The sequence below is a fragment of the Nocardia sp. NPDC056100 genome (assembly GCF_042266325.1).
Classification (GTDB): Bacteria; Actinomycetota; Actinomycetes; order Mycobacteriales; family Mycobacteriaceae; genus Nocardia.
On the sequence record NZ_JBHJVY010000001.1, the window covers coordinates 120,675 to 143,196 of the forward strand.

At 67.3% G+C, this 22,522-nt stretch carries 18 protein-coding genes and 1 pseudogene; 11 read left to right on the top strand and 8 right to left on the bottom strand.

The annotated features are described in order from the left end of the window. The first annotated feature begins 110 nt into the window (after nucleotides 1-110). Together ACFC0O_RS00605 and ACFC0O_RS00610 are read left to right on the top strand one after the other, a co-directional pair. A complete protein-coding gene (locus ACFC0O_RS00605) occupies nucleotides 111-1,106 on the top strand; it encodes a zinc-binding dehydrogenase (RefSeq protein ID WP_375952368.1) in 996 nt (331 codons plus the stop codon). 43 nt (nucleotides 1,107-1,149) lie between these two features. After that, nucleotides 1,150-2,145 (top strand): RNA polymerase subunit sigma-70, encoded by a 996-nt coding sequence (locus ACFC0O_RS00610; protein WP_375952370.1) that lies wholly within the window; start codon nucleotides 1,150-1,152, stop codon nucleotides 2,143-2,145. Between the two features lie 55 nt (nucleotides 2,146-2,200). Here ACFC0O_RS00610 and ACFC0O_RS00615 read toward each other — a convergent pair whose 3' ends face one another. The 3 genes from ACFC0O_RS00615 to ACFC0O_RS00625 form a co-directional block, all read right to left on the bottom strand. Further along, nucleotides 2,201-2,788 (bottom strand): TetR/AcrR family transcriptional regulator, encoded by a 588-nt coding sequence (locus ACFC0O_RS00615; RefSeq protein ID WP_364636055.1) that lies wholly within the window; start codon nucleotides 2,786-2,788, stop codon nucleotides 2,201-2,203. Between the two features lie 82 nt (nucleotides 2,789-2,870). Beyond that, entirely contained in the window at nucleotides 2,871-4,016 is a 1,146-nt protein-coding gene (locus ACFC0O_RS00620) for an acyl-CoA dehydrogenase family protein (RefSeq protein WP_364634895.1), read from the bottom strand. A gap of 85 nt (nucleotides 4,017-4,101) precedes the next feature. Further along, nucleotides 4,102-4,794, bottom strand: a complete 693-nt coding sequence (locus ACFC0O_RS00625; RefSeq protein ID WP_375952373.1) for a TetR/AcrR family transcriptional regulator — start codon at nucleotides 4,792-4,794, stop codon at nucleotides 4,102-4,104. A 191-nt stretch (nucleotides 4,795-4,985) separates the two neighbouring features. On the opposite strand from ACFC0O_RS00625, the gene ACFC0O_RS00630 reads away from it, so the two are divergent. The 4 genes from ACFC0O_RS00630 (at nucleotide 4,986) to ACFC0O_RS00645 (ending at nucleotide 9,095) form a co-directional block, all read left to right on the top strand. Next, a complete protein-coding gene (locus ACFC0O_RS00630; RefSeq protein ID WP_375952376.1) occupies nucleotides 4,986-5,201 on the top strand; it encodes a hypothetical protein in 216 nt (71 codons plus the stop codon). Continuing rightward, on the top strand, nucleotides 5,198-6,730 hold the full coding sequence (locus ACFC0O_RS00635) for a hypothetical protein (RefSeq protein WP_375952379.1): 1,533 nt from the start codon (nucleotides 5,198-5,200) through the stop codon (nucleotides 6,728-6,730). Before ACFC0O_RS00630 ends, ACFC0O_RS00635 begins: the two co-directional genes overlap by 4 nt. A gap of 164 nt (nucleotides 6,731-6,894) precedes the next feature. Further along, nucleotides 6,895-8,358, top strand: coding sequence for an SDR family NAD(P)-dependent oxidoreductase (locus ACFC0O_RS00640; protein WP_375955850.1), 1,464 nt, complete (start codon nucleotides 6,895-6,897; stop codon nucleotides 8,356-8,358). A 356-nt stretch (nucleotides 8,359-8,714) separates the two neighbouring features. Further along, nucleotides 8,715-9,095: a DUF2784 domain-containing protein gene (locus ACFC0O_RS00645; RefSeq protein ID WP_375952382.1), complete on the top strand. Its 381-nt coding sequence runs from the start codon at nucleotides 8,715-8,717 to the stop codon at nucleotides 9,093-9,095. Between the two features lie 59 nt (nucleotides 9,096-9,154). Here the strand turns inward: ACFC0O_RS00645 and ACFC0O_RS00650 are convergent, their stop codons facing one another. From ACFC0O_RS00650 to ACFC0O_RS00665, 4 genes and pseudogenes are all read right to left on the bottom strand, one after another. Then, nucleotides 9,155-10,762 (bottom strand): GMC family oxidoreductase, encoded by a 1,608-nt coding sequence (locus ACFC0O_RS00650; protein ID WP_375952385.1) that lies wholly within the window; start codon nucleotides 10,760-10,762, stop codon nucleotides 9,155-9,157. Continuing rightward, a pseudogene (locus tag ACFC0O_RS00655) lies at nucleotides 10,755-11,792 on the bottom strand (AMP-binding protein); the annotation flags it as partial. The pseudogene ACFC0O_RS00655 and the gene ACFC0O_RS00650, both read right to left, overlap by 8 nt. A gap of 44 nt (nucleotides 11,793-11,836) precedes the next feature. Continuing rightward, nucleotides 11,837-12,907 (bottom strand): MaoC family dehydratase N-terminal domain-containing protein, encoded by a 1,071-nt coding sequence (locus ACFC0O_RS00660; protein WP_375952388.1) that lies wholly within the window; start codon nucleotides 12,905-12,907, stop codon nucleotides 11,837-11,839. Then, nucleotides 12,900-14,330, bottom strand: coding sequence for an aldehyde dehydrogenase family protein (locus ACFC0O_RS00665; protein ID WP_375952391.1), 1,431 nt, complete (start codon nucleotides 14,328-14,330; stop codon nucleotides 12,900-12,902). The genes ACFC0O_RS00660 and ACFC0O_RS00665 overlap by 8 nt, the downstream gene beginning before the upstream one ends. 189 nt (nucleotides 14,331-14,519) lie before the next feature. Between ACFC0O_RS00665 and ACFC0O_RS00670 the strand changes: the two genes are divergently transcribed. From ACFC0O_RS00670 to ACFC0O_RS00685, 4 genes are all read left to right on the top strand, one after another. Beyond that, complete coding sequence (locus tag ACFC0O_RS00670; RefSeq protein ID WP_375952394.1) at nucleotides 14,520-15,596, top strand: helix-turn-helix domain-containing protein; 1,077 nt, start codon at nucleotides 14,520-14,522, stop codon at nucleotides 15,594-15,596. 125 nt (nucleotides 15,597-15,721) lie between these two features. Continuing rightward, nucleotides 15,722-18,280 (top strand): alpha/beta hydrolase fold domain-containing protein, encoded by a 2,559-nt coding sequence (locus tag ACFC0O_RS00675; RefSeq protein WP_375952397.1) that lies wholly within the window; start codon nucleotides 15,722-15,724, stop codon nucleotides 18,278-18,280. After that, nucleotides 18,267-19,406 carry a zinc-binding dehydrogenase gene (locus ACFC0O_RS00680; protein WP_375952400.1) on the top strand — a complete coding sequence of 380 codons (1,140 nt, stop codon included), beginning with the start codon at nucleotides 18,267-18,269 and terminating at the stop codon, nucleotides 19,404-19,406. Before ACFC0O_RS00675 ends, ACFC0O_RS00680 begins: the two co-directional genes overlap by 14 nt. Before the next feature lie 142 nt (nucleotides 19,407-19,548). Next, nucleotides 19,549-20,322, top strand: coding sequence for an O-methyltransferase (locus ACFC0O_RS00685; protein ID WP_375952403.1), 774 nt, complete (start codon nucleotides 19,549-19,551; stop codon nucleotides 20,320-20,322). A 10-nt stretch (nucleotides 20,323-20,332) separates the two neighbouring features. Here the strand turns inward: ACFC0O_RS00685 and ACFC0O_RS00690 are convergent, their stop codons facing one another. Next, nucleotides 20,333-21,094 (bottom strand): thioesterase II family protein, encoded by a 762-nt coding sequence (locus ACFC0O_RS00690; protein WP_375952406.1) that lies wholly within the window; start codon nucleotides 21,092-21,094, stop codon nucleotides 20,333-20,335. A gap of 33 nt (nucleotides 21,095-21,127) precedes the next feature. Between ACFC0O_RS00690 and ACFC0O_RS00695 the strand changes: the two genes are divergently transcribed. Beyond that, nucleotides 21,128-22,498: a CoA transferase gene (locus ACFC0O_RS00695; protein ID WP_375952409.1), complete on the top strand. Its 1,371-nt coding sequence runs from the start codon at nucleotides 21,128-21,130 to the stop codon at nucleotides 22,496-22,498. Nucleotides 22,499-22,522: the final 24 nt, after the last annotated feature.

A 22,522-nucleotide genomic window follows, 5' to 3' on the forward strand; every position in this document is an offset into this window, starting at 1 on the left:
GGCACGAGTTCTCCGATGTCCGCGATTCCTTTGCGCCGCGACTCGGGTCTACCTGAGCGGAGCGGTTACCGAACCGTTCTCGATCATGACCTCGAGCAGGAATGGGACCGATGATGACTATCCCCGTGACGATGCGCGCGCTGGAGCAGACCTCCGGCGACGGCCCGCAGGATATGCGCTTGATCACCGATGCGCCGGTTCCGTCCCCAGGTCCGGGCGAGGTGTTGATCCGGGTGGAGGCGGCCGGGGTCAATTTCGCCGATGTCTCGCGGGCGCACGGGACCTTCGGAAATGGTCCGCGGCCACCGTATATCGCGGGTTTCGAGGCGGCCGGGGAGATCGTCGCGGTGGGTGCGGAGGTGAGCGGGCATCAGCCGGGAACCCGGGTGGCCGGTATCGGGGACGGCGTGTTCGCCGAGTACGCGGTGCTGCGTGCGGCCGCGATGATTCCGGTGCCATCGGGGTGGACGTCGGCGCAGGCATTGGGGGTGATGGTGAACTGGCCGACCGCGCTGGCCGCGTTGAAACCGCTGGGCGAGCTCACCGCCGGGCAGACCGTGGTGATTCCGGCGGCGGCGGGCGCGACCGGTCAAGCCGCGGTGCGCATCGCCAAACACTATGGGGCCACGGTCATCGCCACCGCCGCAGCGAGCAAACACGACACGGTGCGGGCACTGGGCGCAGACGCTGTACTGGATTCGCTCGGCGGCGATCTCACCGCGCAGGTATTGCGCCTGACCGACGGCCTGGGCGCTGATCTGGTGCTCGAATGCGCGGGCGGGGCCGGTTTCGACGCGAGTCTGGCCGCCGCCAAACGGGTGACCGGCCGGGTCGTGGTCTACGGGGTGGCGGGCGGTGCGGCCGCGCTCACCAATTGGGATCTGGTGTATCGGCACCAGATTCACCTCATCGGCCTCAATATCGGGGTGCTGGCGCAGACCGCGCCCGATATCTTCGGCACGGTGCTGACCGAACTGTTCGGCCTCATCGCCGCGGGCGTGCTCGTCCCCGCTGAACCAACCACCTACGACCTGGCCGATGGGCCGAAAGCGCTCGCGGAGTTGGAAACCCGGGCCACCATCGGCAAACTCGCACTACTGCCCTGAACATCGGCATTCCCGTGCGAACCGGTGCGCCTAGGCTCACGCTATGACCTCGCGGGTGCGCACCGCACCGGATCGAGACGCGTTCGCCGCCGAGACCGCACGGTTTCGGCGCGAACTGCTCGCGCACTGCTACCGCATGGTCGGCTCGGCACACGATGCCGAGGATCTGGTGCAGGAAACCTATCTGCGGGCGTGGCGGCATTACGACGGGTTCGACGGTCGCGCCTCGATTCGCACCTGGCTGTACACGATCGCCACCAATGTCTGCCTGAGCGCGGTACGCCCGCGACCGATACGGGTCCTGCCCTCGGGACTGGGCGGTCCCTGCGAGGACCCGGACCGGATACCGACTCCCGTTGCATCCGGCGAGGTTTCATGGCTGGAACCGCTGCCGGACCGCTGGCTCACCCCGGATGTCGATGATCCGGCGGCCGTGGTGATCGCGCGCGAGTCGGTGCGTTTGGCGCTCATCGCGAGTTTGCAGCGACTGCCCGCACGCCAGCGCGCGATCCTGCTACTGCGCGAGGTGCTGGCGTTCTCCGCGAGCGATACCGCCGACATCCTCGATACCACCGTCGCCGCGGTAAAGAGCGGTCTGCAACGCGCCCGCGCGAAACTCGACGAATCCCCGCCCGAACCCGCGGGCCTGCTCGAACCTGCCGATGAGCGTGCCCGCGCACTCCTCGACGGCTATATCGCGGCCTTCGAGCACGCCGATGCCGCACTGCTGGAACAGGTGCTGCGCGCCGACGCCACCCTGGAAGCGACACCCTTCCGCGAATGGCGGGCCGGGCGCACCCTGTGCATCCAACTCCTCGCCGCGTTCGTATTCGGCGCACCGGGTCAGTGGCGACTGCTCCCCACCACCGCAAATGGCCGGCCCGCCGCCGCGGTCTACCGTCGGCACTCCGGCGGTGAATTGCGCGCCAACGGCATCGTGGTGCTCGCGGCGACCGACACCGGTGTTGCCCGCGTGATCGCCTTCGAAAATCCCGCACTGGTGCCGATATTCGGATTCCCGCCGGTGCTCACCGACTGACCGGCGATCGGTCCCGGTGCGCCGTCGATATGCCGACGGCTCACCGAGACCGAAATCAGATCTCGCCGTTGACCTTCGGGAACGATTGGGTAATCAGCGTGGTGAGGGTATCGGCCAGCAGGTCGTGCACCTGCGGGCGATCCAGGGTGCCGCGCACGATCCACTCGCGGCCCGCGGCCTTGACCAGTCCGCCGTAACAGCGCACCAGGGCACGCAATTCGGCACTGTGCAGCGAATCGCTCAGGCCCACCATCTGTACGACGCGTTCGGCCGCGGCGTTATCGGCCTCGTCCAGAATGCGCTGTACGTCCGGATCGTCGCCGATGCCTTCCAGTCCGGTGACCTTGACCCACGTGGTGCCGTGCTCACCGATGGTGTCCAGCAGCCATGCCACGCTCGCCTCCACCCGCTCCCGAATGGTCCCCTCGGGGGCGACCATGTAATCCGGGCGCGGCAGCGTCACCATGCGGCGCACGACCGCCAGATACAGATCGCGCTTATTGCCGAAGTAGTGATTGATCAGCCCGCGCGCCACCCCGGCGCGCTGCGCCAACTCCGCGGTGGAGACAGCGGCGTACGGACGTTCGCCGAACATGTCGATGGCGCAGGACAGGATCTGCGCGCGGCGCTCGTCGGGCTCCAGTCGGCGCCGCCGGGACGTGGTGTCCTCGGCGGGTACCGGCCTGGAGTCGGTGTTACCGCCGGTCTTCGACGGTGCTGGGGTACTAGAGTGAGCGGGCAATGAGGTCCTTCATCACCTCGTTGGCGCCCGCGAGGATCCGCAGGATCCGGGCGCCGGTGTACAGCTGGGCAATCGGATATTCGGTCATGTAGCCATAGCCGCCGAAGAACTGCAGGCAGCGATCCACCACATTACCGAGTTGGTCGGTCAACCAGTACTTCGACATGGCAGCGGTGGGAATGTCCAACTCCCCGCGCAGGTGTTTGGCGATGCAGTCATCGAGGAACACCCGGCCCACCCTGGCGATGGTGGCGCATTCGGCGAGCTCGAATTTGGTGTTCTGCATGGCGAACAGCGGTTTGCCGAAAGCCTCACGGCCCTTGGTGTATTCGACGGTCAGCTCGACCGCCTTCTCCGTCATCGCCACCGCCAGAATCGCGGTGACCAGGCGTTCCTGGGCCAGCATCTGCATCATCTGATAGAAGCCCTGGCCCTCGGCCTGGCCCAGCAGATTCGAGGCGGGCACGCGCAGGCCATCGAAGAACAGCTCGGCGGTGTCCTGCCCCTTACCGCCGATCTTGGACAGGATGCGACCGCGGGTGAAGCCCGGGGTGTCGTCCCCGACCTCGGCGAAGATCAGCGAGACGCCCGCCGCGCCCTGGGTGGGATCGGTTTTCACCGCCAGGATGATGCCGTCGCACAGCCAGCCGTTGGAGATGAAGATCTTGGACCCGGTGATGATGTACTCATCACCCTCGCGCACCGCGCGGGTCTTGATGTTCTGCAGATCCGAGCCGGTACCGGGTTCGGTCATACCGATGGACAGCAGCATCTCACCGCTGGCGGCCTTGGGCAGCACCCGCCGCTTGAGCTCTTCCGAGCCGAACTGGTGGATGTAGGGCGCGATGATCGAGGAGTGCACCGACATGCCCAGGGCTCCATCACCCAGGTGCGCCTGCGCCTCGATGATGGCGGCCTCGTGCGCGAATGTGCCGCCGCCACCACCGTATTCGGCCGGGATCGCCGCGCACAGCAGGCCGAGTTCACCGGCCCGGTTGTACAGGGCGCGGTCGGGATGGCCCTGTTCGATGAACTTCTCCTCGTGCGGGATCACCTCCTTCTCGAAGAAGGTGCTCGCCAGTCCTCGTACCGCTTCGACCTCGTCGTCGCTCCATGCGGGGCGTGCCATCGTCGTTCCTTCGCTTGTCCTGCGCGCACTCACGCGCGCCTCGAGACCAAGGGTGCACGGCTATTGGCAAAGTGTCAACAATGTGTCAGGAGTCGGCCGAACGCGCCTGATTGACCTCGGCGAAAGTCGCGAAAATCGGCGTGTCCGGATCAGCGGCGATGCCCTGGCGACGCAGGAAACCATCGATCAGACCCCACACCAATTCCGTCGCCTGATCGACGAATTCGGCCGTCTGCTGCGCGGACGGGCGATCCGAATCCGAGAGCCACAGATCGGTGATCGCCACCACCGCACCCACCAGCGCGCGCGAAAGATATTCCAGCCCCGAGGTTTCCAGCGGCACCGCCTCGGCCACCGAACGCGCCATCTTGGTCAGCTTGCCCGCCGCCTCGCGGCCCAGATCCAGTTGCAGCACACCCGAACCCGACTGCTGCGCGGGCGACTGGCCCAGGAAACGAAAAACGTTGGGATGCTCCAGGATTCCATTCGCGTAATCGGTGAACACACGCTGCAGCGCCGCACGCGGGGGCGCGAGCATGAGCGTCATATCCGAACCCGTGGCCGAAAAAGCGCGCCGCGTCATGCGATCCGCGATCTCGGTGAACAGATCACCCTTATCCGCGAACTGGCGGTACAGCCGCGGTTTGGTGATCCCGGCCTCGCGGGCGATGTCATCCATGCTGGGTCGCGGACCGTCACGATCGATCACCCGCACCGCCGCATCCACGATGTCGTCACGGGTCACCTGCGGGGCGGATCCGGCGCTGATTCGAGCCACGCGGGCAGTGTACACGTACCGGCGGTACGATGGCTCGCGGTGAAATCTGCGCCGTTAACCGCGCTTGTTACCGGGTAGTCAAGTGATCGAAGCCACAACCCAGGTCAGCCCACCGGCATTGCTTTCACCCAGAACGTACTGCCAGTATCGAATCCCGTACCGGCAGTACGATCGACCCGGAAAGACACCCGATGTCCCACGCAGCACGCCAACTCGCCGACACCCTGCGCGCATCCCTGCCCGCGGACTTCGACCGGCTCCCCGAGACCGACCTCACCGAACTCGACCGACTCCTGCGCGCCGCCCTCACCCGCCGCGGCGACAACCTCGACGCCGCCATCGCCAGCTCGCTCGACTTCGTCCCGCGCCTCATGCGCCCCGCCGTCAAGAAAGCACTGGGACTATGAGCGAACACCTCGTCGCCGTCGCCGAAACCACCAAACTCGCGCGCCTGCTCGGCATCACCGACCCCACCGAACTCGACTTCCTCGTCGACCTGCCACCCGCCGCCATCCGCGAATTCCGCGAACGCGCCACCGACCTGCTCTTCGACCGCGACACCAAACGCCTCAAAGGCGTCGCCGCCGGAGCCAAACTCGTCCCCGTCACCATCAGCGCCAAAGTCGCCGAACGCGCCTTCGGACCCACCCTCTGCGCCGCCGTCGCCAGCGCCGTCGAACCCCACCGCGCCATCGACATCGCCAAATCCCTGCCCGCACCCTTCCTCGCCGACTGCGCCGTCCAACTCGACCCCCGCCGCACCGCCGCCATCATCGCCGCCGTCCCCGCCAAACTCGTCGTCGACGTCGCCCGCGAACTCCTCGCACACGGCGACCACATCACCATGGGCCGCTTCGTCCACGTCGTCCCCGAACCCGCACTGCGCGCCGCCGCACCCGTCATGAGCGACACCGACCTACTGCGCATCGGCTTCCTACTCGAAGACAAAACCGCCATCGACAACGTCCTGCACATCGTCGCCGACCGCGTACCCGGCGTAATCCGCGCCGCCGCAGCACAATCCATGTGGGCCGAAGGCATCGACCTGCTCGACTCCATCGCACCGCACAACCGCGCCTGGATCGGCAACATCACCGCCAGCCTCGGCGACGACGTCCTCGACGCCCTCATCAACGCCGTCTACGAACTCGACGCCTGGACCACCCTGCTGCCCATCACCAGCGCCATGAACCACGACAGCCTGCGACTGTTCGCCGAACGCCCCGCCGTCCACGCCGAACCCATCCTCGCCGCCATCATGGACACCGCCCTCGACGGCGGCCAATGGCTCAACCTGCTCCCCCTCGCCGCCCATTTGCCCAGCGCCCAAATCGAATTCATCGCCGCCCGCGTCGCCGCCGAAACCGACACCCGCCTCGGCGAACTCGTCCGCGAAGCCGACACCGCCGGACTCTGGGACGCCCTCATCCCCATCGCCCTGGCCATGACCGACGACAACCGCCGCCGCATGGCAGCACTGCCCGTCATGTCCGAACCCGACGTCCTGCGCGCCGTCATCACCAGCACCGCCGAACACGACCTCTGGGCACAGGCCCTGCCACTGGTCGACGCACTCCCCGACACCGTCAAACCCATCCTCGCCACCTGCATCGGCGACCTCGACCGCGAACAACTCCTCGCCGCCGTACTCACCGCCTCGCGCGGGGACAACATCCACACCCTCGTCGATATCGCCCTCGCCCAAGACCAGCAGGGCCGCGCCCGCATCCTGGAAATCATCGACGGCATGGACGACCTCGAAGAATTCCTCGCCGCCCTCACCGCCGAAACACCCGAGATCGTCTGGCACGCCCTCATCGAAGTCCGCGCCGAAATCCCCACCGGACTCCTGACCCAGCTCGCCGAACGTGCCCGCGAACTCGGCCGCGACCACGACGCCGCCGAACTCGAACCCCTCGGCGCCACAACCGAATAGCCACACCTCACCCGTGCCCCGCCGCGACACCGCGGCGGGGCACCGGCGTATCCCACTGTGCCGCGCGCCATATCCGCACGTGGCCGTGGCGAACCCACCCCGCCACCGATGCGACAATGGACGACGCCCACCCGCCCACCGCACGAAGGCAGCAACTCCCACCGATGGCCACCAACACCGCACCAGCGCACGACACCGAGACCACGGCCATCGACGCCGACGAACTCGCGATCTGCCTGCGGGTCCTCGAACAGGCAGCACAGCTGGACAAGGACCACCCCGACTCGGTGACCGTCCAGCACGCGGTCGGGCACATGTTCAAAAAACTCAAGCAGCGCCGGCGCATCGAAGCCCGCGACACCATCTCCGAAGCCGATAAAGCCGTCATCGCGGCCACCGCCACCGGCTCACCCAATCGCATCGACGACGAAACCGCGGGCATCCCCATCAGCTCCAGCACCACCGGCGTCGCCACCGCGGGCACCCTGCTGCGCGCCCGCCCCTGCTACATCTGCAAGCAGAAATACACGCAGGTCGACGCGTTCTACCACCAGCTCTGCCCCGAATGCGCAGCGCGCAGCCACGCCAAACGCGATGCCCGCACCGACCTCACCGGCAAACGCGCACTCCTCACCGGCGGCCGCGCCAAAATCGGCATGTACATCGCGCTGCGCCTGCTCCGAGACGGCGCGCACACCACCGTCACCACGCGGTTCCCCAACGACGCCATCCGCCGCTTCGCCGCTCAGCCCGACAGCGCCGACTGGCTGCACCGCCTGCGCATCGTCGGCATCGATCTGCGCGATCCGGCCCAGGTCCTCGCACTCGCCGATGATGTTGCCGCACAAGGGCCCCTGGACATCCTCATCAACAATGCGGCCCAAACCGTGCGACGCTCCCCCGGCTCTTACAGCGCGCTCATCGAAGCCGAATCCGGACCGCTGCCCGCGGGCGAACTCCCCGACGTGGTCACCTTCGGCAAAACCATGCAGGCGCACCCGACCGCGCTCACCGCGTCACTGACACCCAGCCTCACCGCGGCCGATATCACCGACCTCGCACTCATCGCGGGTTCGGCTACGCCCGAACGCATTTCGCAGGGCGTCGCCATCGACGCCGGCGGTCTGGTGCCCGACCTCGCGCACACCAACAGCTGGGTGCAGACCGTCGGCGAAGTCGACGCGACCGAACTCCTCGAAGTGCAGCTGTGCAATTCGACCGCGCCGTTCATTCTCATCTCGCGCCTGCGCCCCGCCATGGCCGCCGCGGCCGCCCGCCGCAAGTACGTCGTGAACGTCTCCGCCATGGAAGGCGTCTTCGGCCGGGCATACAAGGGCGCGGGCCACCCGCACACCAATATGGCCAAGGCCGCGCTGAACATGCTCACCCGCACCAGCGCGCGCGAAATGTTCGAAGCCGACGGCATTCTCATGACCGCCGTCGACACCGGCTGGATCACCGACGAACGCCCGCACTACACCAAGATCCGCCTCGCCGAAGAGGGCTTCCACGCTCCCCTCGACCTGGTCGACGGCGCGGCCCGCGTCTACGACCCCATCGTCCGCGGCGAAGCCGGCGACGATGTACACGGCGTCTTCCTCAAGGACTACGAGTCCTCCGCCTGGTAACCGACACCAAATCGAAAGAGGGGCCGACCAGTTCGGCCCCTCTTTCATGGGCAGATCTTTTTTCCTTATGGCTTGTCGACTACCGCAACTGAATAAAGAGAGTGAATACATGCGTAGATGCGCATAGTGCCGTATAGGTATGTAAATGGACCGGAGGTGCTGACCTGGGCCTTAATGAAGACGGCAGCCCGCTTACCCCACTCCGACCTCTTGGCCTTGACCGAAAAGGTCACTTCCCCACCGCCTTCCGGGGTACACGACTCCCCCGACCTCACATGCGTTGATGCGCATATCGACGTGTTGATATGCGGCAAACTCCCGCTCCCCTCCCCCGATACCGGCCCTATGCTGGGGGCATGCTGTATCGGCTGCTGGCCGACGTCACCGCGGTCGTGCACTTTCTGTTCGTCGCCTACGTGGTGGTCGGCGGGTTCATAGCGTGGCGCTGGCCGCGCACCGTCTGGCTGCATCTCGCCGCCGTGGCCTGGGGATTCAGTACCATCCTGTTCGGATTCGACTGCCCGCTCACCGATTTGGAGAACTGGGCCAGGCATAGGGCTGGCGACGCCGGCCTACCCTCCACCGGCTTCATCGATCACTACATCACCGGCGTCCTCTACCCGCGCGACGCCCTCGATCTGGTGCGAATCCTGGTGGCGCTGTGCGTGATCGGCTCATGGGCGAGCCTGGTATGGCTCTCGCGCCGCCGCGGCACCAGAACCGCTGCCGCGAGATGACACGTATCCCGTGGTCGGACGATCGGCTGACGGTGATGCGGGTGTGCGAATGGATTCCCTTACATGAACGACGCGCACATTTCGCCGATGAGATGACTCGGGGCGTTGGTATTGCCGCCGGTGATGCTCGGCATGATCGAGGCGTCGGCGACCCGTAGGCCCTCGATGCCGCGGACCCGCAGCCGGGGGTCGACCACGGCACGTTCGTCGACTCCCATACGGCAGGTGCCGACCGGGTGATAGACCGAATGGATGCGGTGGGGCAGCTCGCGGCGCATCGCCGCGGGATCGGCGAAATCGGAGCCGGGATGCAGTTCACCGAGGCAGTCGTGCTCGAACTCCCGGTGCCGCATGATTTCCCGGACCATGGAGATTCCCTCCAGCAGTACTTCCGTATCGGCAGGATGCGACAGGTACGCGGGGTCGATGAGGGGAGCTTCGAGAGGGTCTGCGGAGGCGAGTCGTACGGTGCCCCGACTGCGGGGATAGATCATGGTCGGCATGACGGTGAACGCAGGCCGGGAGTCCACCCGGTGCAAGACGTCACGGTCCTGATTGGGCGCGACGTAGCTCCATGGCAGCGTGTGCAGCTGTAGATCCGGGATCGTGTCGGCTCGGGAAGTCCGCACGAATCCGACTCCTTCGAGGAAGGTGCGGCCGAACCAACCCGAGCCCGGACGCCGGGTCTCGGCAGCGAGGCCATTCAGGAAGTGGCCGAGCGTGCCTCGATGCGGGGAGGTCTTCATGACGAAGGTCAGCGGCACGAACAGATGGTCCTGCAGGTTGTCGCCGACCGGCAGATCGGCGATCACGTCGATGCCGTGCTCACGCAGGTGCGCGGCCGGGCCGATTCCGGACAGCATGAGCAGCTGCGCCGAACCGATCACACCGGCGGACAGCACCACCTCGGCGTCGGCCCGGATGAGTCGGGTTCTCTTGCCGTCCAGCACTTCCACGCCGACCGCGCGGCCTTTGTCGATCACGACGCGCGCGACGTGGACTCCGGTCTCGATATGCAGTTGCGGCAGATGGGGCCGGTCGGTCAGGTAGCCGCGGGCCGCGCTGTAGCGCACGCCACCGCGGGTGCTCTGCTGGAACAGCGACAACCCTTCTTGGGACTCGCCGTTGTAGTCGTCGATGATCGGCGTGCTCAGCGTGTCCGACGCGGCGGTGAGGAAATCGCGGGTGGCGGCGCTGATTTCGGTGGCACGGGTGACCGCGATAGGACCGCGCGCACCGCGCAGCCGACTCGATCCGCACTCCCAGTCCTCCATGAGTTTGAAGGCGGGCAACACCTCCTCGAAGCTCCATCCCTCGCAGCCCTCGGCGGCCCAACCGTCATAGTTCGCACTGTTGCCGCGCACGAACACCATGCCGTTCACCGAGCTCGAACCGCCCAGCACCTTGCCGCGGGTCATCGGGATACGACGCCCTGCGGCGTGCCGTTGCGGCACCGAATACTGCTTCCAGCACAACCGGGCTTTGATCTGCGGCACCGTGTGCACCATGAAGGTCATTCCGGGAACTCGGACCAGCCGGGTGTCGTCCTTGCGTCCGGCCTCGAGCAGGACAACGCTGGCGCCCCGCTGTGCGAGTCTGCTCGCGACGATCGCGCCGGCGCTGCCCGCGCCAACGACGACATAGTCGTAGCTGTCGACGTCACCCATTGCGCCGCACCTCTGGCCGCACGAGCAGATGCTCGCGCCCGTGGACCGCGAATTCGTCTGCCAGGCCGCGCTTGTCGGCCGCGGTCAGCGGCGTATAACGGACCGGTGGACGGCCCGACCATCGATGGACCGGGTCGTCGGAGTCCCAGCGGTGCTGCCGCAGTACGTGTTTCATGATCTTGTTCGATCCGGTTGTCGGCAATCGGGTCGATATCCGCAGCAAGCGCGGAATTCCCTTGCCGCCGATATCGTCCTGCTTGCTCAAATAGCGTGCCAGGGCTTCGATATCGAGGCACGCCGGGTCGCGCACCTCGATGGCGGCCATGAGCAGGTCCCCGGACCGTGGATCGGGCACCGCGTACGCGGCGGCGGCGAGAATCCCGGGGTAGCGGCGCAGCACCCGCTCGGTGACCAGTGTGGAGGTGTTCTCGCCGTCGACTCGCACCCAATCACCTTGTCGGCCTGCGAAATACAGAAATCCGTCGGTGTCGATATAGCCGAGATCGCCCGACCAGTACCAGCCGTTCCGCAGGCGTTGCGCGTCCGCGGCATCGTTGTCGTAATAGCCCTCGAAGTTGGGAGAGCCTGTCTTGTCGACGATCTCGCCGATCGCGAGGTCGGCATTGATCACATGTCCGCGCTCGTCGCGCACCGCGTGTGGACACTGCCGCAGATTCGCCGGGTCGACAATCGCCACACCCGCATGCGCGGGCCTCCCCAGCGCGGCGGCGGGCGCATCGGGATCCGGACCCGCGACGGCGCCGCCCTCACTGGAGCCGTACCCCTCGTACAGTGGCGCCCCGAAGCGGCGCAGGAACCGCGAACGGTCCTCGGGCGACGCCTCGGTCCCGAAGCCGCGAGTGAGACGGTTGTCGCCGTCCCCGGGTTGGTCCGGGACAGCCAGAATGTAGGCGATGGCCTTGCCGACATAGGTGAAGTACGTCGCACCGAAGTACTTGATATCGGATACAAATCGAGAGGCGGAGAATTTCGGCGTCAGGCAGACGGTCGCACCGACCGCCGGGGCGGGGTCCAGCAGCATGGCCGCGATGTCGGGTCTGCGTCCGGAGTCACTCACCGCACCCTCCGGACCTGCTCTGCCGATGCGACGGTCCGGTCCATCAGCAGATCAACTGTCGCGATGATGTGCTTGCCCAACGCGCAGGTACCGGTCACCGCCACTGACACCTGTTGTCCGGACACAGTTTTCACCTCGCCGGTGATGACGAGCGTGTCGTAGGCGTACCAGGGAGCACCCAGACGCAGCTTGATGGCGAGTATCTGCGCCCGCCGCCCGGCCCAGTCGGTGACGAAGCGCTGCACCAGGCCGGTATCGGTGATGATGTTGGCGAAGGTGTCACGGGAGCCGCGAGCACGCGCGTAGTCGCGGTCGTGGTGGACGGGCTGGAAATCGCGGGTCGCGAGGGCCGCCGACACGATGAATGTCGGGGTCGCCTCGAGTACCAGATCCGGCAGTCGATCGCCGACCCGCGCCACGGGCGGCCCCGCGGGCACCGGCCGTCGCGGAGCGCCTCCGTATCGAGTGTTCCCGGCGGTCGAAGACCCACGCGCAGAAGCGATCTCGGCATCCGTGGCACGCGTCCGGGAATCGTCGGTTCGCTGCGCCGGACGGAATTTGAGCATCCGGAAGTCCATCTCGGCGACGATCTCCTCCCCCACCGTCCAGGTGCTGCGCACGGTGCAGAACCACCCTTCGCCGAGGGCGGTCTGTTTGGGCCCGTCGAACCCCGCCAGCGTGGCATGCAGTGAAACCTGGTCGCCCAGCGCCAGATAGCGGTGGTAGACGGTGTCGCAGTCGGTGGCCAGCAGCGAGGTGTATCCCGCCGCGTCGAGCAGTTCGAAGAGCCGTACCGTCGGATGATCGTCGCTGCGTTCGGCGCCGAGCGCGGGCATGGTCCAGGCCTGCGCCATCGCGGGCGGGACGGTCACGGAATCGAATCCGGCTTCCTTGGCGGCGATCTCGTCGACATAGATCGGATTCGCGTCCCCGAGGGCCTCGATCCAGGTGTTGATCATCGGCTGGTTGACGGGGTCGCGGCCGACGCGCGGGGCGCCGGCGTCCGCGCCCATGAGACGCTCCCCCGCGGCGCGCAGATCCGATGACGACAGTGCCGGTTCACTCATGATTTTCCTCGAGCAGGAGAGAATGCGATATCGGGTAGGCGAATCCGGGCGGCGGCTGAATGGATTTCACCTCGAGGAACTCCTCGAGACCCCACCGCCCGAACTCCCGTCCGATACCCGATTGTTTGAATCCGCCGAACGGCGCGGACCGATTGCCGTTGAGCCCGTTGATGTGCACGCTGCCCGAACGAATCCGCCGGGCCACCGCTACCGCACGGGCCTGGTCCGCGCCGAATACCGCGCCGCCCAACCCGTAGCACGTGTCGTTGGCCAGCCGTACGGCGTCGTCGTCTCCGGAATGGGTCTGCACGACCAGCACCGGGCCGAAGATTTCCTCGCGCACGATCCGCATGGACGGCGTAACCCGGCCGAACACAACAGGATTCAGGTAGTAGCCGTGTGCCGGACGAGGCGGAGCGGGCTCCCCGTGGATGACCTCCGCCCCCGCGTCCACGCCCTCGCGCAGGAACCCGGTCACCCGCTCCCAGTGCGTCGCCGAGACGAGCGGACCGAGATTCTCCCCCGGCACATAGGTCACGGCGAGCTCACGCAGCAGCGCGGCCGCGTCCGCGTATCGCGTTGCGGGAACGATCATTCGGGTCCAGGCCGCACAGGTTTGCCCGGCGTTCATCAAGCAGAAGCGCAGACTGGTAGTGACAGCGGCCGCGAAGGCGTCGTCGTCGAGGTCGTCGAGCAGTACGCTCGGCGACTTGCCGCCGAGCTCGAGGGCGACCCGCGCCAGCCGGGCCCCCGCCGTGGCAGCGATGGACCGCCCTACCTCGGTCGAGCCGGTGAACGACACCACCTCGATGTCCGGATGTTCCACCAGGGCTCGGCCGGTCACCTCGCCGCGGCCGGCGAGCACCGACAGCCACCCGGCAGGCACGCCCGCCTCGAGCGCCGCCTCCGCCAGCAGGTACGACGAAAGTGGGGTCAGCTCGGAGGGTTTGAGCACGACCGGACAACCGCACGCCAACGCGGCACCAACCTTGCCCAGCGCCTGATGCAGTGGGAAGTTCCACGGCGTGATCGCCGCGACCGGCCCTGCGGGCTCGGCGATCACGACCGAGTCGGCGACGGTCTCGGCGAAGCGATAGGTGGAGGCCGCCTCGATGATTCCGCGCAGGGTACTTACCGCGGTCCCGACCTGCCCCTGCCGTGCGAACGCGGCCGGAGCCCCGATCTCCACGGAGATGATGTCCGCGAAATCCTCGACGCGACGCTCGATGATCTCCGCGAGGCGCGAGAGCGCACGAAGGCGATCGGGCAGCGGCCACTGCGGCCCGTCGTCGAAGAGTCGCCGGGCCGTCGAGACGGCGGCATCGACATCCACCGCATCGGCGCAACGCACTACGGCACTGGGTTTTCCGTCGCGGGGATCGATCAAAGTGATGTGCTCGGTACCGTGTGGCTCGGTCCACACGCCCCCGATCCATATGTGCTCGAGAGATTTCAGCATCGGCTCTCCGGGAATTCGGTGTGACTGCAACCTGTCACGGCACACACGCCGTCACATCGAATTCGGCTAGCCAAATGCCCCTACCGCCGAGCCGGATGGACGGTTAGTGTCGCGCAACGACGTGAGGCAACCTCGGTGAGGAGGGCGTGGCGCATGACCGGCCTCGTAGCGGGCGATTCGGTGCCCGTGCACATCCTTCGATTCTTCGACGCACTCACCTGTGAACGCGCGTCCGCCGCCCATGTCGTGGCGGCCACCAGCCGCTGGCTGGGCCGCGCCGTCGCGGTGCGATACGCCGGGACGGCGCATGCCGCCGACGGCGCCGGCAGCGCCGGACACAGCTGGCCCGAACACATTTCGGCGACGTCGTCGACCGCCGACGGTGTGGTCGTCGGATTGGGCGGAGCGGCCGATGATGAGGACTGGGCGGTGCTGCAACGGCTCGCCCTGTGCGTGACGCTGGCGCTGGACGAGGCCGCCCGGCACGGATCGCTGATGTCCGAGCAACGCACGGTCGATGTGCTGACCACGGACACCGAATCCCGAGCCGCCCGCCGCAGCGCGGCGGCCCACCTCGGACTGAGCGCCGAGCAGCCCGCGCGCGTGCTGCTCGCGCACGGACCGGCGTCCCGCATCACCAGACTCGCCGAGGCGCTGCGACGCGGCGGGGTGCGGGTGATGAGCGCGCCGCGACATCAGCTCACCGTGATGATCACGATCGGGCCCCGGGTCGCCACGCTGTTGCAGCAGGGTGTGCCGACCGGCGTGCAACTCGGCATCAGCAGGGAGCTGCCGGTGATCGACGCACCGACCGCAGTGGTCGAAGCCCTTGCGGCACTGCGGTTCAGCCAACCCAGTCCACGCGATCGGGGACCGTATCTGATCGAAGAGGGCGTGGCCTTCGAGTACTGGCGATTACGCGGATACGAGGCGCTCGCCGAGGGTATGACCCCCGAGCTCATCGACCGGATGCACGACGTGCGGGCGCTGGATCGGGTGCTGGCCGAGTCCGGGCCGGACATGTTGCGCACTCTCGACGTGGTGGTCGCCTCGACCTCGATCCGTCAGGCCGCACGCGCGCTGGACACCCACCACAACACCATCGCGCACCGGGTCGCCGCCGCCGAGTCGGTGTTCGGGTTCTTCCTGACCGACTGCTACGGACGCGGCCGCCTCTACCTGGCGATCGTGTTGCGGCGGCTGCGAGAATCTCACCGTCTCACCCACTGACCGCCGCCTAGCCACCTGCCCGATCCAGCTGTCCGAATGGCCTGGCGACAACGGTCCGCATCCGTCGTGACTCTGCTGAAGTTGCCCTGTCAGCATGCAATTGCGACAGGAGGCGAGACAGCCGCATGGAACTGGATGCGCACACGACCGAATTCCTGCGACGACTCGAAGAGTCCGGGCGCACACCATTACACGAGTCCACGCCCGAACAGGCCCGCGCTCGCAATGCCGCACTCACCGCGCTGCTCGGCGGGGGGCCGCGCATGGCGACGGTGCGCGACACCCATATCGATGTGCAGGGCGGTTCGATCGCGGTCCGCATCCTGCGACCGGTCACCGATCCGGCCGGAGTGATCGTCTACTACCACGGCGGCGGTTGGGTCATCGGCGATCTCAACGGCTTCGACACCCTGGCCCGGCAGGTCGCGGCACGCACCGGGTGCACGGTCGTACTGGTCGACTATCGACTCGCCCCCGAGTATCCGTATCCGATTCCGGTCGAGGACTCCTGGGCCGCCCTGCTGTGGGTGGAACGACACCGCGACGTCCTGGCCGTCGACCGGGCGCCGCTGATCGTCATGGGCGACAGCGCCGGCGGGAATCTCGCCGCGGTGATGACCCAGCGGGCCCGCGACCGCGGCGGTCCGCACATCGACCATCAGGTGCTGATCTATCCGATCACGGACGCCGATTTCGATCGGGCCAGCTATACCGCCGCCGCCAATCAGCTCATGGTCGATCGTGCCGCCATGGCATGGTTCTTCGATCATTACACCGGCGACCGCGAGGTCCGCTTCGACCCGGCCGTGAGTCCGCTTCGGGCGCAAGACTTTTCCGGCCTCCCGTCCGCGACCGTACTGCTCGCATCTCACGATCCGCTGCACGACGAGGGGCGCGCCTACGCCGCCGCGTTGGCCGCCGCGGGGGTCGCGGTGCGGATCGAGACCGCCGAAGGTCAGATGCACGGCTTCTTCCATATGGTGGGGCTGCTGCCCGGGGCACAGAGCGGATTGGCGTTCGTAACCGAACAGATCGCCGGTGTCATCTCCGCGCGGAGCGCGGTCGATGCCGTCGTCATCGGCGCCGGATTCTCCGGGCTCTACATGCTCGAGCGGCTGCTGGATCTCGGTCTGCGCGTACGGGTTGTCGAGGCAAACGACGATGTGGGTGGCACCTGGTATCGGAATCGATATCCCGGGGCCCGTTGCGACGTCGAAAGCGTCTACTACTCATACGGTTTCGACGCCGAGCTCGAACAGGAGTGGACCTGGACCGAACGGTACGCCTCCCAGCCGGAGATCCACGCCTACCTGCGCCACGTCGCCGATCGATTCGCGCTGCGCGAACACATCACCTTCGGCACGACCGTCACCGCGGCGACCTGGGATGAGCCATCCGGAGAGTGGATCGTCCACTGCGACAGCGGCGAAGTCATCCGGTGCACCCGGCTGATCTCGGCGGCGGGCTGCCTTTCCGCGGCGCGGATACCGGACCTGCCGGGACTCGACGATTTCGAGGGCGATGTCGTGCACACCGCCGCCTGGCCCGCCGAGGACATCGCGTTGAGTGGACGCCGGGTCGGTGTGATCGGTACGGGATCGACCGGCATCCAGATCATCCCGCAGCTGGCCGCACGCGCGGAACGGGTCACGGTCTTCCAGCGGACCCCGCACTTCTCGGCTCCGGCGGGGAATCGACCGCTCGCCGCGGACGAAATCGCCAGGGTCAAACGCGAATACCGGGCGATCCGTGCCAAGTGTCGCGTCAATCCGGCCGGTACCGAGCTGGCCAAGTCCGACACGACCGCGGCGGCACTGTCACCGGGCGAACACGCGCGGCTGCTGGGTCAGAAGTGGGACGCCGGGGGTCCCGGGATCATCGCCGTGTTCGCCGATGTGCTGCTCGATCGCCGGGCCAATCATGTTGTGGCGTCGTACTTTCGGCAGCGAATCGCCGAGACCGTCACCGATCCGGCCGTCGCGGCGCTGCTCACGCCCTCGGGTTATCCCATCGGCACCAAGCGGATCTGCGTGGACACCGGCTATTACGAGACCTACAACCGCGACAATGTCGAGCTGGTGAGCGTGCGCGACACCCCCATCGAACGTGTCACCGCTTCGGCGGTGGTTGTCGACGGCGTCGACTATCCCGTCGACGCATTGGTTTTCGCGACCGGCTTCGACGCGATCACCGGCCCGCTGAACCGGATCGATATCCGCGGGCGCGCTGGGTCCGCGCTGCGAGACGAGTGGGCGGGCGGACCCCGGGCCTACCTCGGCGTGGGCGTGGCGGGGTTTCCGAACTTCTTCATGATCACCGGGCCGGGCAGTCCCTCGGTGCTGGTCAATATGGTCACCGCGATCGAGCATCACGTCGAGTTCATCGCCGATATCGTGAAGTACCAGCGAGACAAAGGTTTTCGCACGATCGAACCCACCACCGGTGCACAGGACGCCTGGGTCGAGCACGTAAACGCCGCCGCGAACCTGACGCTGTATCCGCAGGCCGCCTCCTGGTACATGGGCGCGAACATCCCCGGCAAGCCCCGGACCTTCATGCCGTTCGTCGGCGGGATGGGTGTGTTTCGCGAAATCTGCGACGGTGTCGTCGCCGACGGATATCGCGGCTTCATCGCCGATCTCGAGCAGCCCGGAGAAAGCGAAACCACCGATGCCACAGCCTGATCCGACGCCGGTCCGCGCGGCCGTGCTGAGCAGCGCTCCCGGCGCACTCGCCCTCGAAACCCTGCTTCTGGACGACATTCTCGAACCCGACGAGATCCGACTACGCGTCAGCGCGTGCGGACTGTGCCACAGCGACCTGCACATGCTCGACGGTGATCTACCCACGGCCTTGCCCACCGTTCCCGGCCACGAGATCTCCGGCATCGTCGAGGCGGTCGGCGCGAACGTCCACGATCTGGACGAGGGCTCCCCCGTGGTCGCATGCCTGTCGATGTTCTGCGGCGAGTGCGCCTACTGCCGGGCGGGGCGATCGTGGCTGTGCGACAGGCGATCCGACCTCGGCCGCGCCGGGCGACCCCGGCCCCGATCGACCCGTGTGAACGGCGAGCCGGTCGGTCAGGTCGCCGGTCTGGGTGGTCTGGCCGAGGCGATCATCGTGCACCGCAACGCGGTTGTCGAGGTTCCCGCCACCATGCCCCTGGACCTCGCCGCCCTGCTGGGGTGCGCGGTCCTGACCGGTGTCGGTTCGGCGATACGCGGCGCCGGGGTGCGCTTCGGCGAGACGGTGGCCGTGATCGGCGTCGGGGGTGTCGGTCTCAACGTCATCCAGGGTGCGAAGCTGGCCGGTGCGCGCACGATCATCGCCGTTGACACCCACCCCGCCAAACTCGAACTCGCCGCGCGCTTCGGCGCCACCGACCTCGTGGACGCCGCCACCGACCCTGTCGCAGCGGTCCTCGAGCTTACCGGCGGCGTGGACCACGCCTTCGACGTCGTCGGCCGCTCCTCGACCGCCACCCAGGCCGTGCAGATGCTGCGCCCCGGCCAGACCGCGTGGATCATCGGAATCCCGCCCGTCGGCGCACACCTCGAGGTGCCGGGCACGCACTTGGTGACCTCTGCCAAGGGAATTCGCGGCTTGCTCATGGGGAACAACCGCTTCACCGAGGACATCCCGCTCCTGGCCGAACTGTACCTACGAGGCCGCCTGGAACTGGACGCTCTGCTCTCGCAACGACTCACTCTGGAGCACGTCAACGACGGATTCAACCGGATGCGCACCGGAGCCACAGCGCGAACCGTGATCTGCCTCGACAACGCCCGCACACTCCCGCCAACCGACTGAAGCCCCGAACTCCGGCCGGTTCATGGTCGACCCGAGCGCACAGCGCCCTGGATCTGGTGCGCTGGACGGGCCTGGCGGTGCGCAATCGCCCGCCGGTGCGGGCATAATCGCGCCGACTGTTCACCTCGACACAGGAGAAGGTATGGGCGGCAAGGGGATCGGCGCGGAGATTCGGGAGCGGGGCGGACGGGCGTTGTCGATGGCGCGGATGGCGCTGGGGCTGCGCAGGTTCGGGCGGACCGGGCAGTTCGGGGATGGGCGGGAGGTGGCGGCGCGGGACTTCGTGCTGGCCAACGCCATTTCCGGGGATCCGGAGAGTGTGCTCGCGACCGTCGACGAGTTCGCGCGCAAGCGCGACATGCTGGTGAATGTCGGGGATGAGAAGGGGCTGCTGCTGGATGCGGCCGTGACCAAGGCCACGCCGAAGCTGGCGCTGGAGTTGGGGACCTACTGCGGGTACAGCGCGGTGCGGATCGGGCGGCTGTTGTCAGCGGGTGGGCGGCTGGTGTCGGTGGAGTTCAGTGCGGCCAATGCCGAAGTGGCGCGGGCGATCATCGCGCATGCGGGATTGGCGGATCGGGTGAGCGTGGTGGTCGGGACCATCGGTGACGGCGGGGAGACCATGCATCGGCTCACCGGTGATCACGGATTCGATTCCGGCACGGTCGATTTGATCTTCCTCGATCACGCCAAGGAGGCATATCTGGCGGATCTGCGATCGATCATGGCGGCAGGCTGGATCCATCCCGGCACCATCGCGGTCGCGGACAATGTGAAAGTGCCCGGCGTTCCGGACTATCTCGCCTACATGCGCGCGGAGCAGGGTAAGACCTGGCGGACCGTCGAGCACGACACCCACGTGGAGTACCAGTCCATGTTGAAGGATCTCGTGCTCGAGTCCGAATACCTCGGCTGAGCCGGGGGATCTATTTCAGCCGCGCGGTCACCAAATCCGCCAGGGCGGACGTGTTTTCCGGTAGATCCAGGTAAAAATGCCCGCCCTGGAAGGTGTTTACCTCAAAGGAGCCCGAGGTGTGCGCGGCCCACTCCCCCGCCTGCGCCACCGTGGTGGTGGGGTCCGCATCGCTGATGAGCGCGGTGATCGGGCCGCGCAGCGGAGCACTCGGCTCATACCGGTAGGTCTCCACGGCTTGGTAGTCACTGCGGAGGGCGGGCAGCACCAATTCGGCCAGACTCGGTTCCTCACGCAGGATGCGCACCGAGGCCGGGTCATTGGACAGCAGCTCCAGCTGACCGATGAGATCGTCATCCGACCCCAGGTGCAGGCGGCCGGTCTCGGCCAGATCCGGTGCGGGACGCCCGGATACGAACAGCCGGGCGAGGGTGCGGCCCGCCGCCTCCCAGCGCCGGGCCGCCTCGAAGGCCACGGTCGCGCCCATACTGTGCCCGAAGATGGCGACGGGCGTATCGGCGGGCCAGCTCGACATATCCCGTACGGCCTGTTCGGCGAGTACGCCGAGGTCGGGAATCGGCTTCTCGCCCAGCCGATCCTGGCGGCCCGGATATTGCACCGCGTACACCGCGATGCCCGCGCCGAATCGCTGCGCCAGGCTCCGGTACGCGGTGACCGATCCCCCGCCGGGCGGGAAGCACACCAGTACGGCGCGCGGATCGGTGTCGGCGCGCAGTACGCGCAACCAGTCGGTGCCGGTGAGATTTACCACCACGGGCGAGCTCCTTCGACGGCTAGTGTCGGACGGGTGAGTGGCTACGCAGCGCTGGTCCATGAGTACGAGTCCGGGGCCGGTATCACCGGGTCGAGTATGCCCGCCGTCGATCCGGGGGCGAATCTGGCTGCGACGCTGCCGGTGTGGGAACTGGCAGGTGGGTCGGTGGCGAGCTTCGCCGCGGCGGCCGATCGGCGACGGCGGGACCACGGTCTGACACCGTTGGACAGTGTGCTGGATCCGGCGCGCATCGCGGCGGCGTTCTCCAGTGAGCGGCTGTTCCGGATCGACGGCGCACCGGCCGACGCCTTCGCAGAGCTGTCGGGCTTCTTCAAGACCGCGGATGGCTGGGTGCGAACGCACGCCAACTATTCGCATCATCGCGTCCGGTTGCTGGCCGTGCTCGGACTGCCCGCCGATGCGGATCGAGCGGCCGCGGTGGCGCGGATCGCGGAGCTCAGCGCGGCCGAAATCGAGGACCGCGCGGGTGAATCCGGTGCGATCGCGGTGCGCGTGCGCACCGAACAGGAGTGGGCGACGACCCCGCAGGGTAAGGCCGCGGCCGATGGCCCGCTGGTCGCGATCGAGCCGCGCGCGGATCGCGGCGTCGCCGAATCATCCGCCGCCGCAACACAGATGCTGCCGCTGCGGGGTGTCCGGGTGCTGGATATGACCCGTGTCATCGCCGGTCCGACGGCCACGCGCGCGCTGGCGCTGCTGGGCGCGGAGGTGCTGCGGATCGATCCGCCGCAGTTGCCCGAGATCGGCTGGCAGTTTCTCGATACCTGTCAGGGCAAGTACTCCACACTGCTTGATTTGCGTACCGAACTTCCCATTTTCCGGGAGCTGCTGCGCACCGCGGATGTGCTCGTAACAGGTTACCGACCGGGCGCTTTGGAAAGAATCGGTGTACATCCGGGAGAAATTCGGCCTGGAATTGTGCACGGACGGGTTTCGGCGTGGGGTGAGCGCGGTCTGTGGGGGGATCGGCGCGGTTTCGACAGTATTGTGCAGGCTGCATCCGGAATTTCGCTCATCGAAGGCGCGCACGGCAATTCGCAGGGTGCGTCCCCAGTGGGCGCACTGCCCGCACAGGCGCTCGATCACGGCAGCGGGTATCTGCTGGCGGCCGGTGTGCTGGACGCGCTCACCGCCCGCGAACGCGACGGGATCGGCCGGGATGTGCGAGTTGCGCTGGCGCGCACCGCATCCTGGTTGCTCGCAGCGCCGGGCCGTACCCCGGATCACGCACCGGCGAACATCCCGGGATCGGAGTTCGCGGTGGAGCACGCGGGGGTCGTCACGGCCGCCCCGGTGCTCAGCGAATATCCCGATCATCCCTGGCCCGCTTCGCAGTACGGCACACATGCACCAAACTGGACACTCCGACCGGCCGGTATTTAGCTGTCCCGAGGCATCGCGACCGCC

What these genes read in the sequence shown, in the direction of transcription:
- ACFC0O_RS00660 (WP_375952388.1), bottom strand. Translation starts at nt 12,907, where the DNA reads ATGAGTGAACCGGCACTGTCGTCATCGGATCTGCGCGCCGCGGGGGAG.
- ACFC0O_RS00635 (WP_375952379.1), top strand. Translation starts at nt 5,198, where the DNA reads ATGAGCGAACACCTCGTCGCCGTCGCCGAAACCACCAAACTCGCGCGC.
- ACFC0O_RS00610 (WP_375952370.1), top strand. Translation starts at nt 1,150, where the DNA reads ATGACCTCGCGGGTGCGCACCGCACCGGATCGAGACGCGTTCGCCGCC.
- ACFC0O_RS00650 (WP_375952385.1), bottom strand. Translation starts at nt 10,762, where the DNA reads ATGGGTGACGTCGACAGCTACGACTATGTCGTCGTTGGCGCGGGCAGC.
- ACFC0O_RS00675 (WP_375952397.1), top strand. Translation starts at nt 15,722, where the DNA reads ATGGAACTGGATGCGCACACGACCGAATTCCTGCGACGACTCGAAGAG.
- ACFC0O_RS00645 (WP_375952382.1), top strand. Translation starts at nt 8,715, where the DNA reads ATGCTGTATCGGCTGCTGGCCGACGTCACCGCGGTCGTGCACTTTCTG.
- ACFC0O_RS00680 (WP_375952400.1), top strand. Translation starts at nt 18,267, where the DNA reads ATGCCACAGCCTGATCCGACGCCGGTCCGCGCGGCCGTGCTGAGCAGC.
- ACFC0O_RS00605 (WP_375952368.1), top strand. Translation starts at nt 111, where the DNA reads ATGATGACTATCCCCGTGACGATGCGCGCGCTGGAGCAGACCTCCGGC.
- ACFC0O_RS00630 (WP_375952376.1), top strand. Translation starts at nt 4,986, where the DNA reads ATGTCCCACGCAGCACGCCAACTCGCCGACACCCTGCGCGCATCCCTG.
- ACFC0O_RS00620 (WP_364634895.1), bottom strand. Translation starts at nt 4,016, where the DNA reads ATGGCACGCCCCGCATGGAGCGACGACGAGGTCGAAGCGGTACGAGGA.
- ACFC0O_RS00640 (WP_375955850.1), top strand. Translation starts at nt 6,895, where the DNA reads ATGGCCACCAACACCGCACCAGCGCACGACACCGAGACCACGGCCATC.
- ACFC0O_RS00670 (WP_375952394.1), top strand. Translation starts at nt 14,520, where the DNA reads ATGACCGGCCTCGTAGCGGGCGATTCGGTGCCCGTGCACATCCTTCGA.
- ACFC0O_RS00685 (WP_375952403.1), top strand. Translation starts at nt 19,549, where the DNA reads ATGGGCGGCAAGGGGATCGGCGCGGAGATTCGGGAGCGGGGCGGACGG.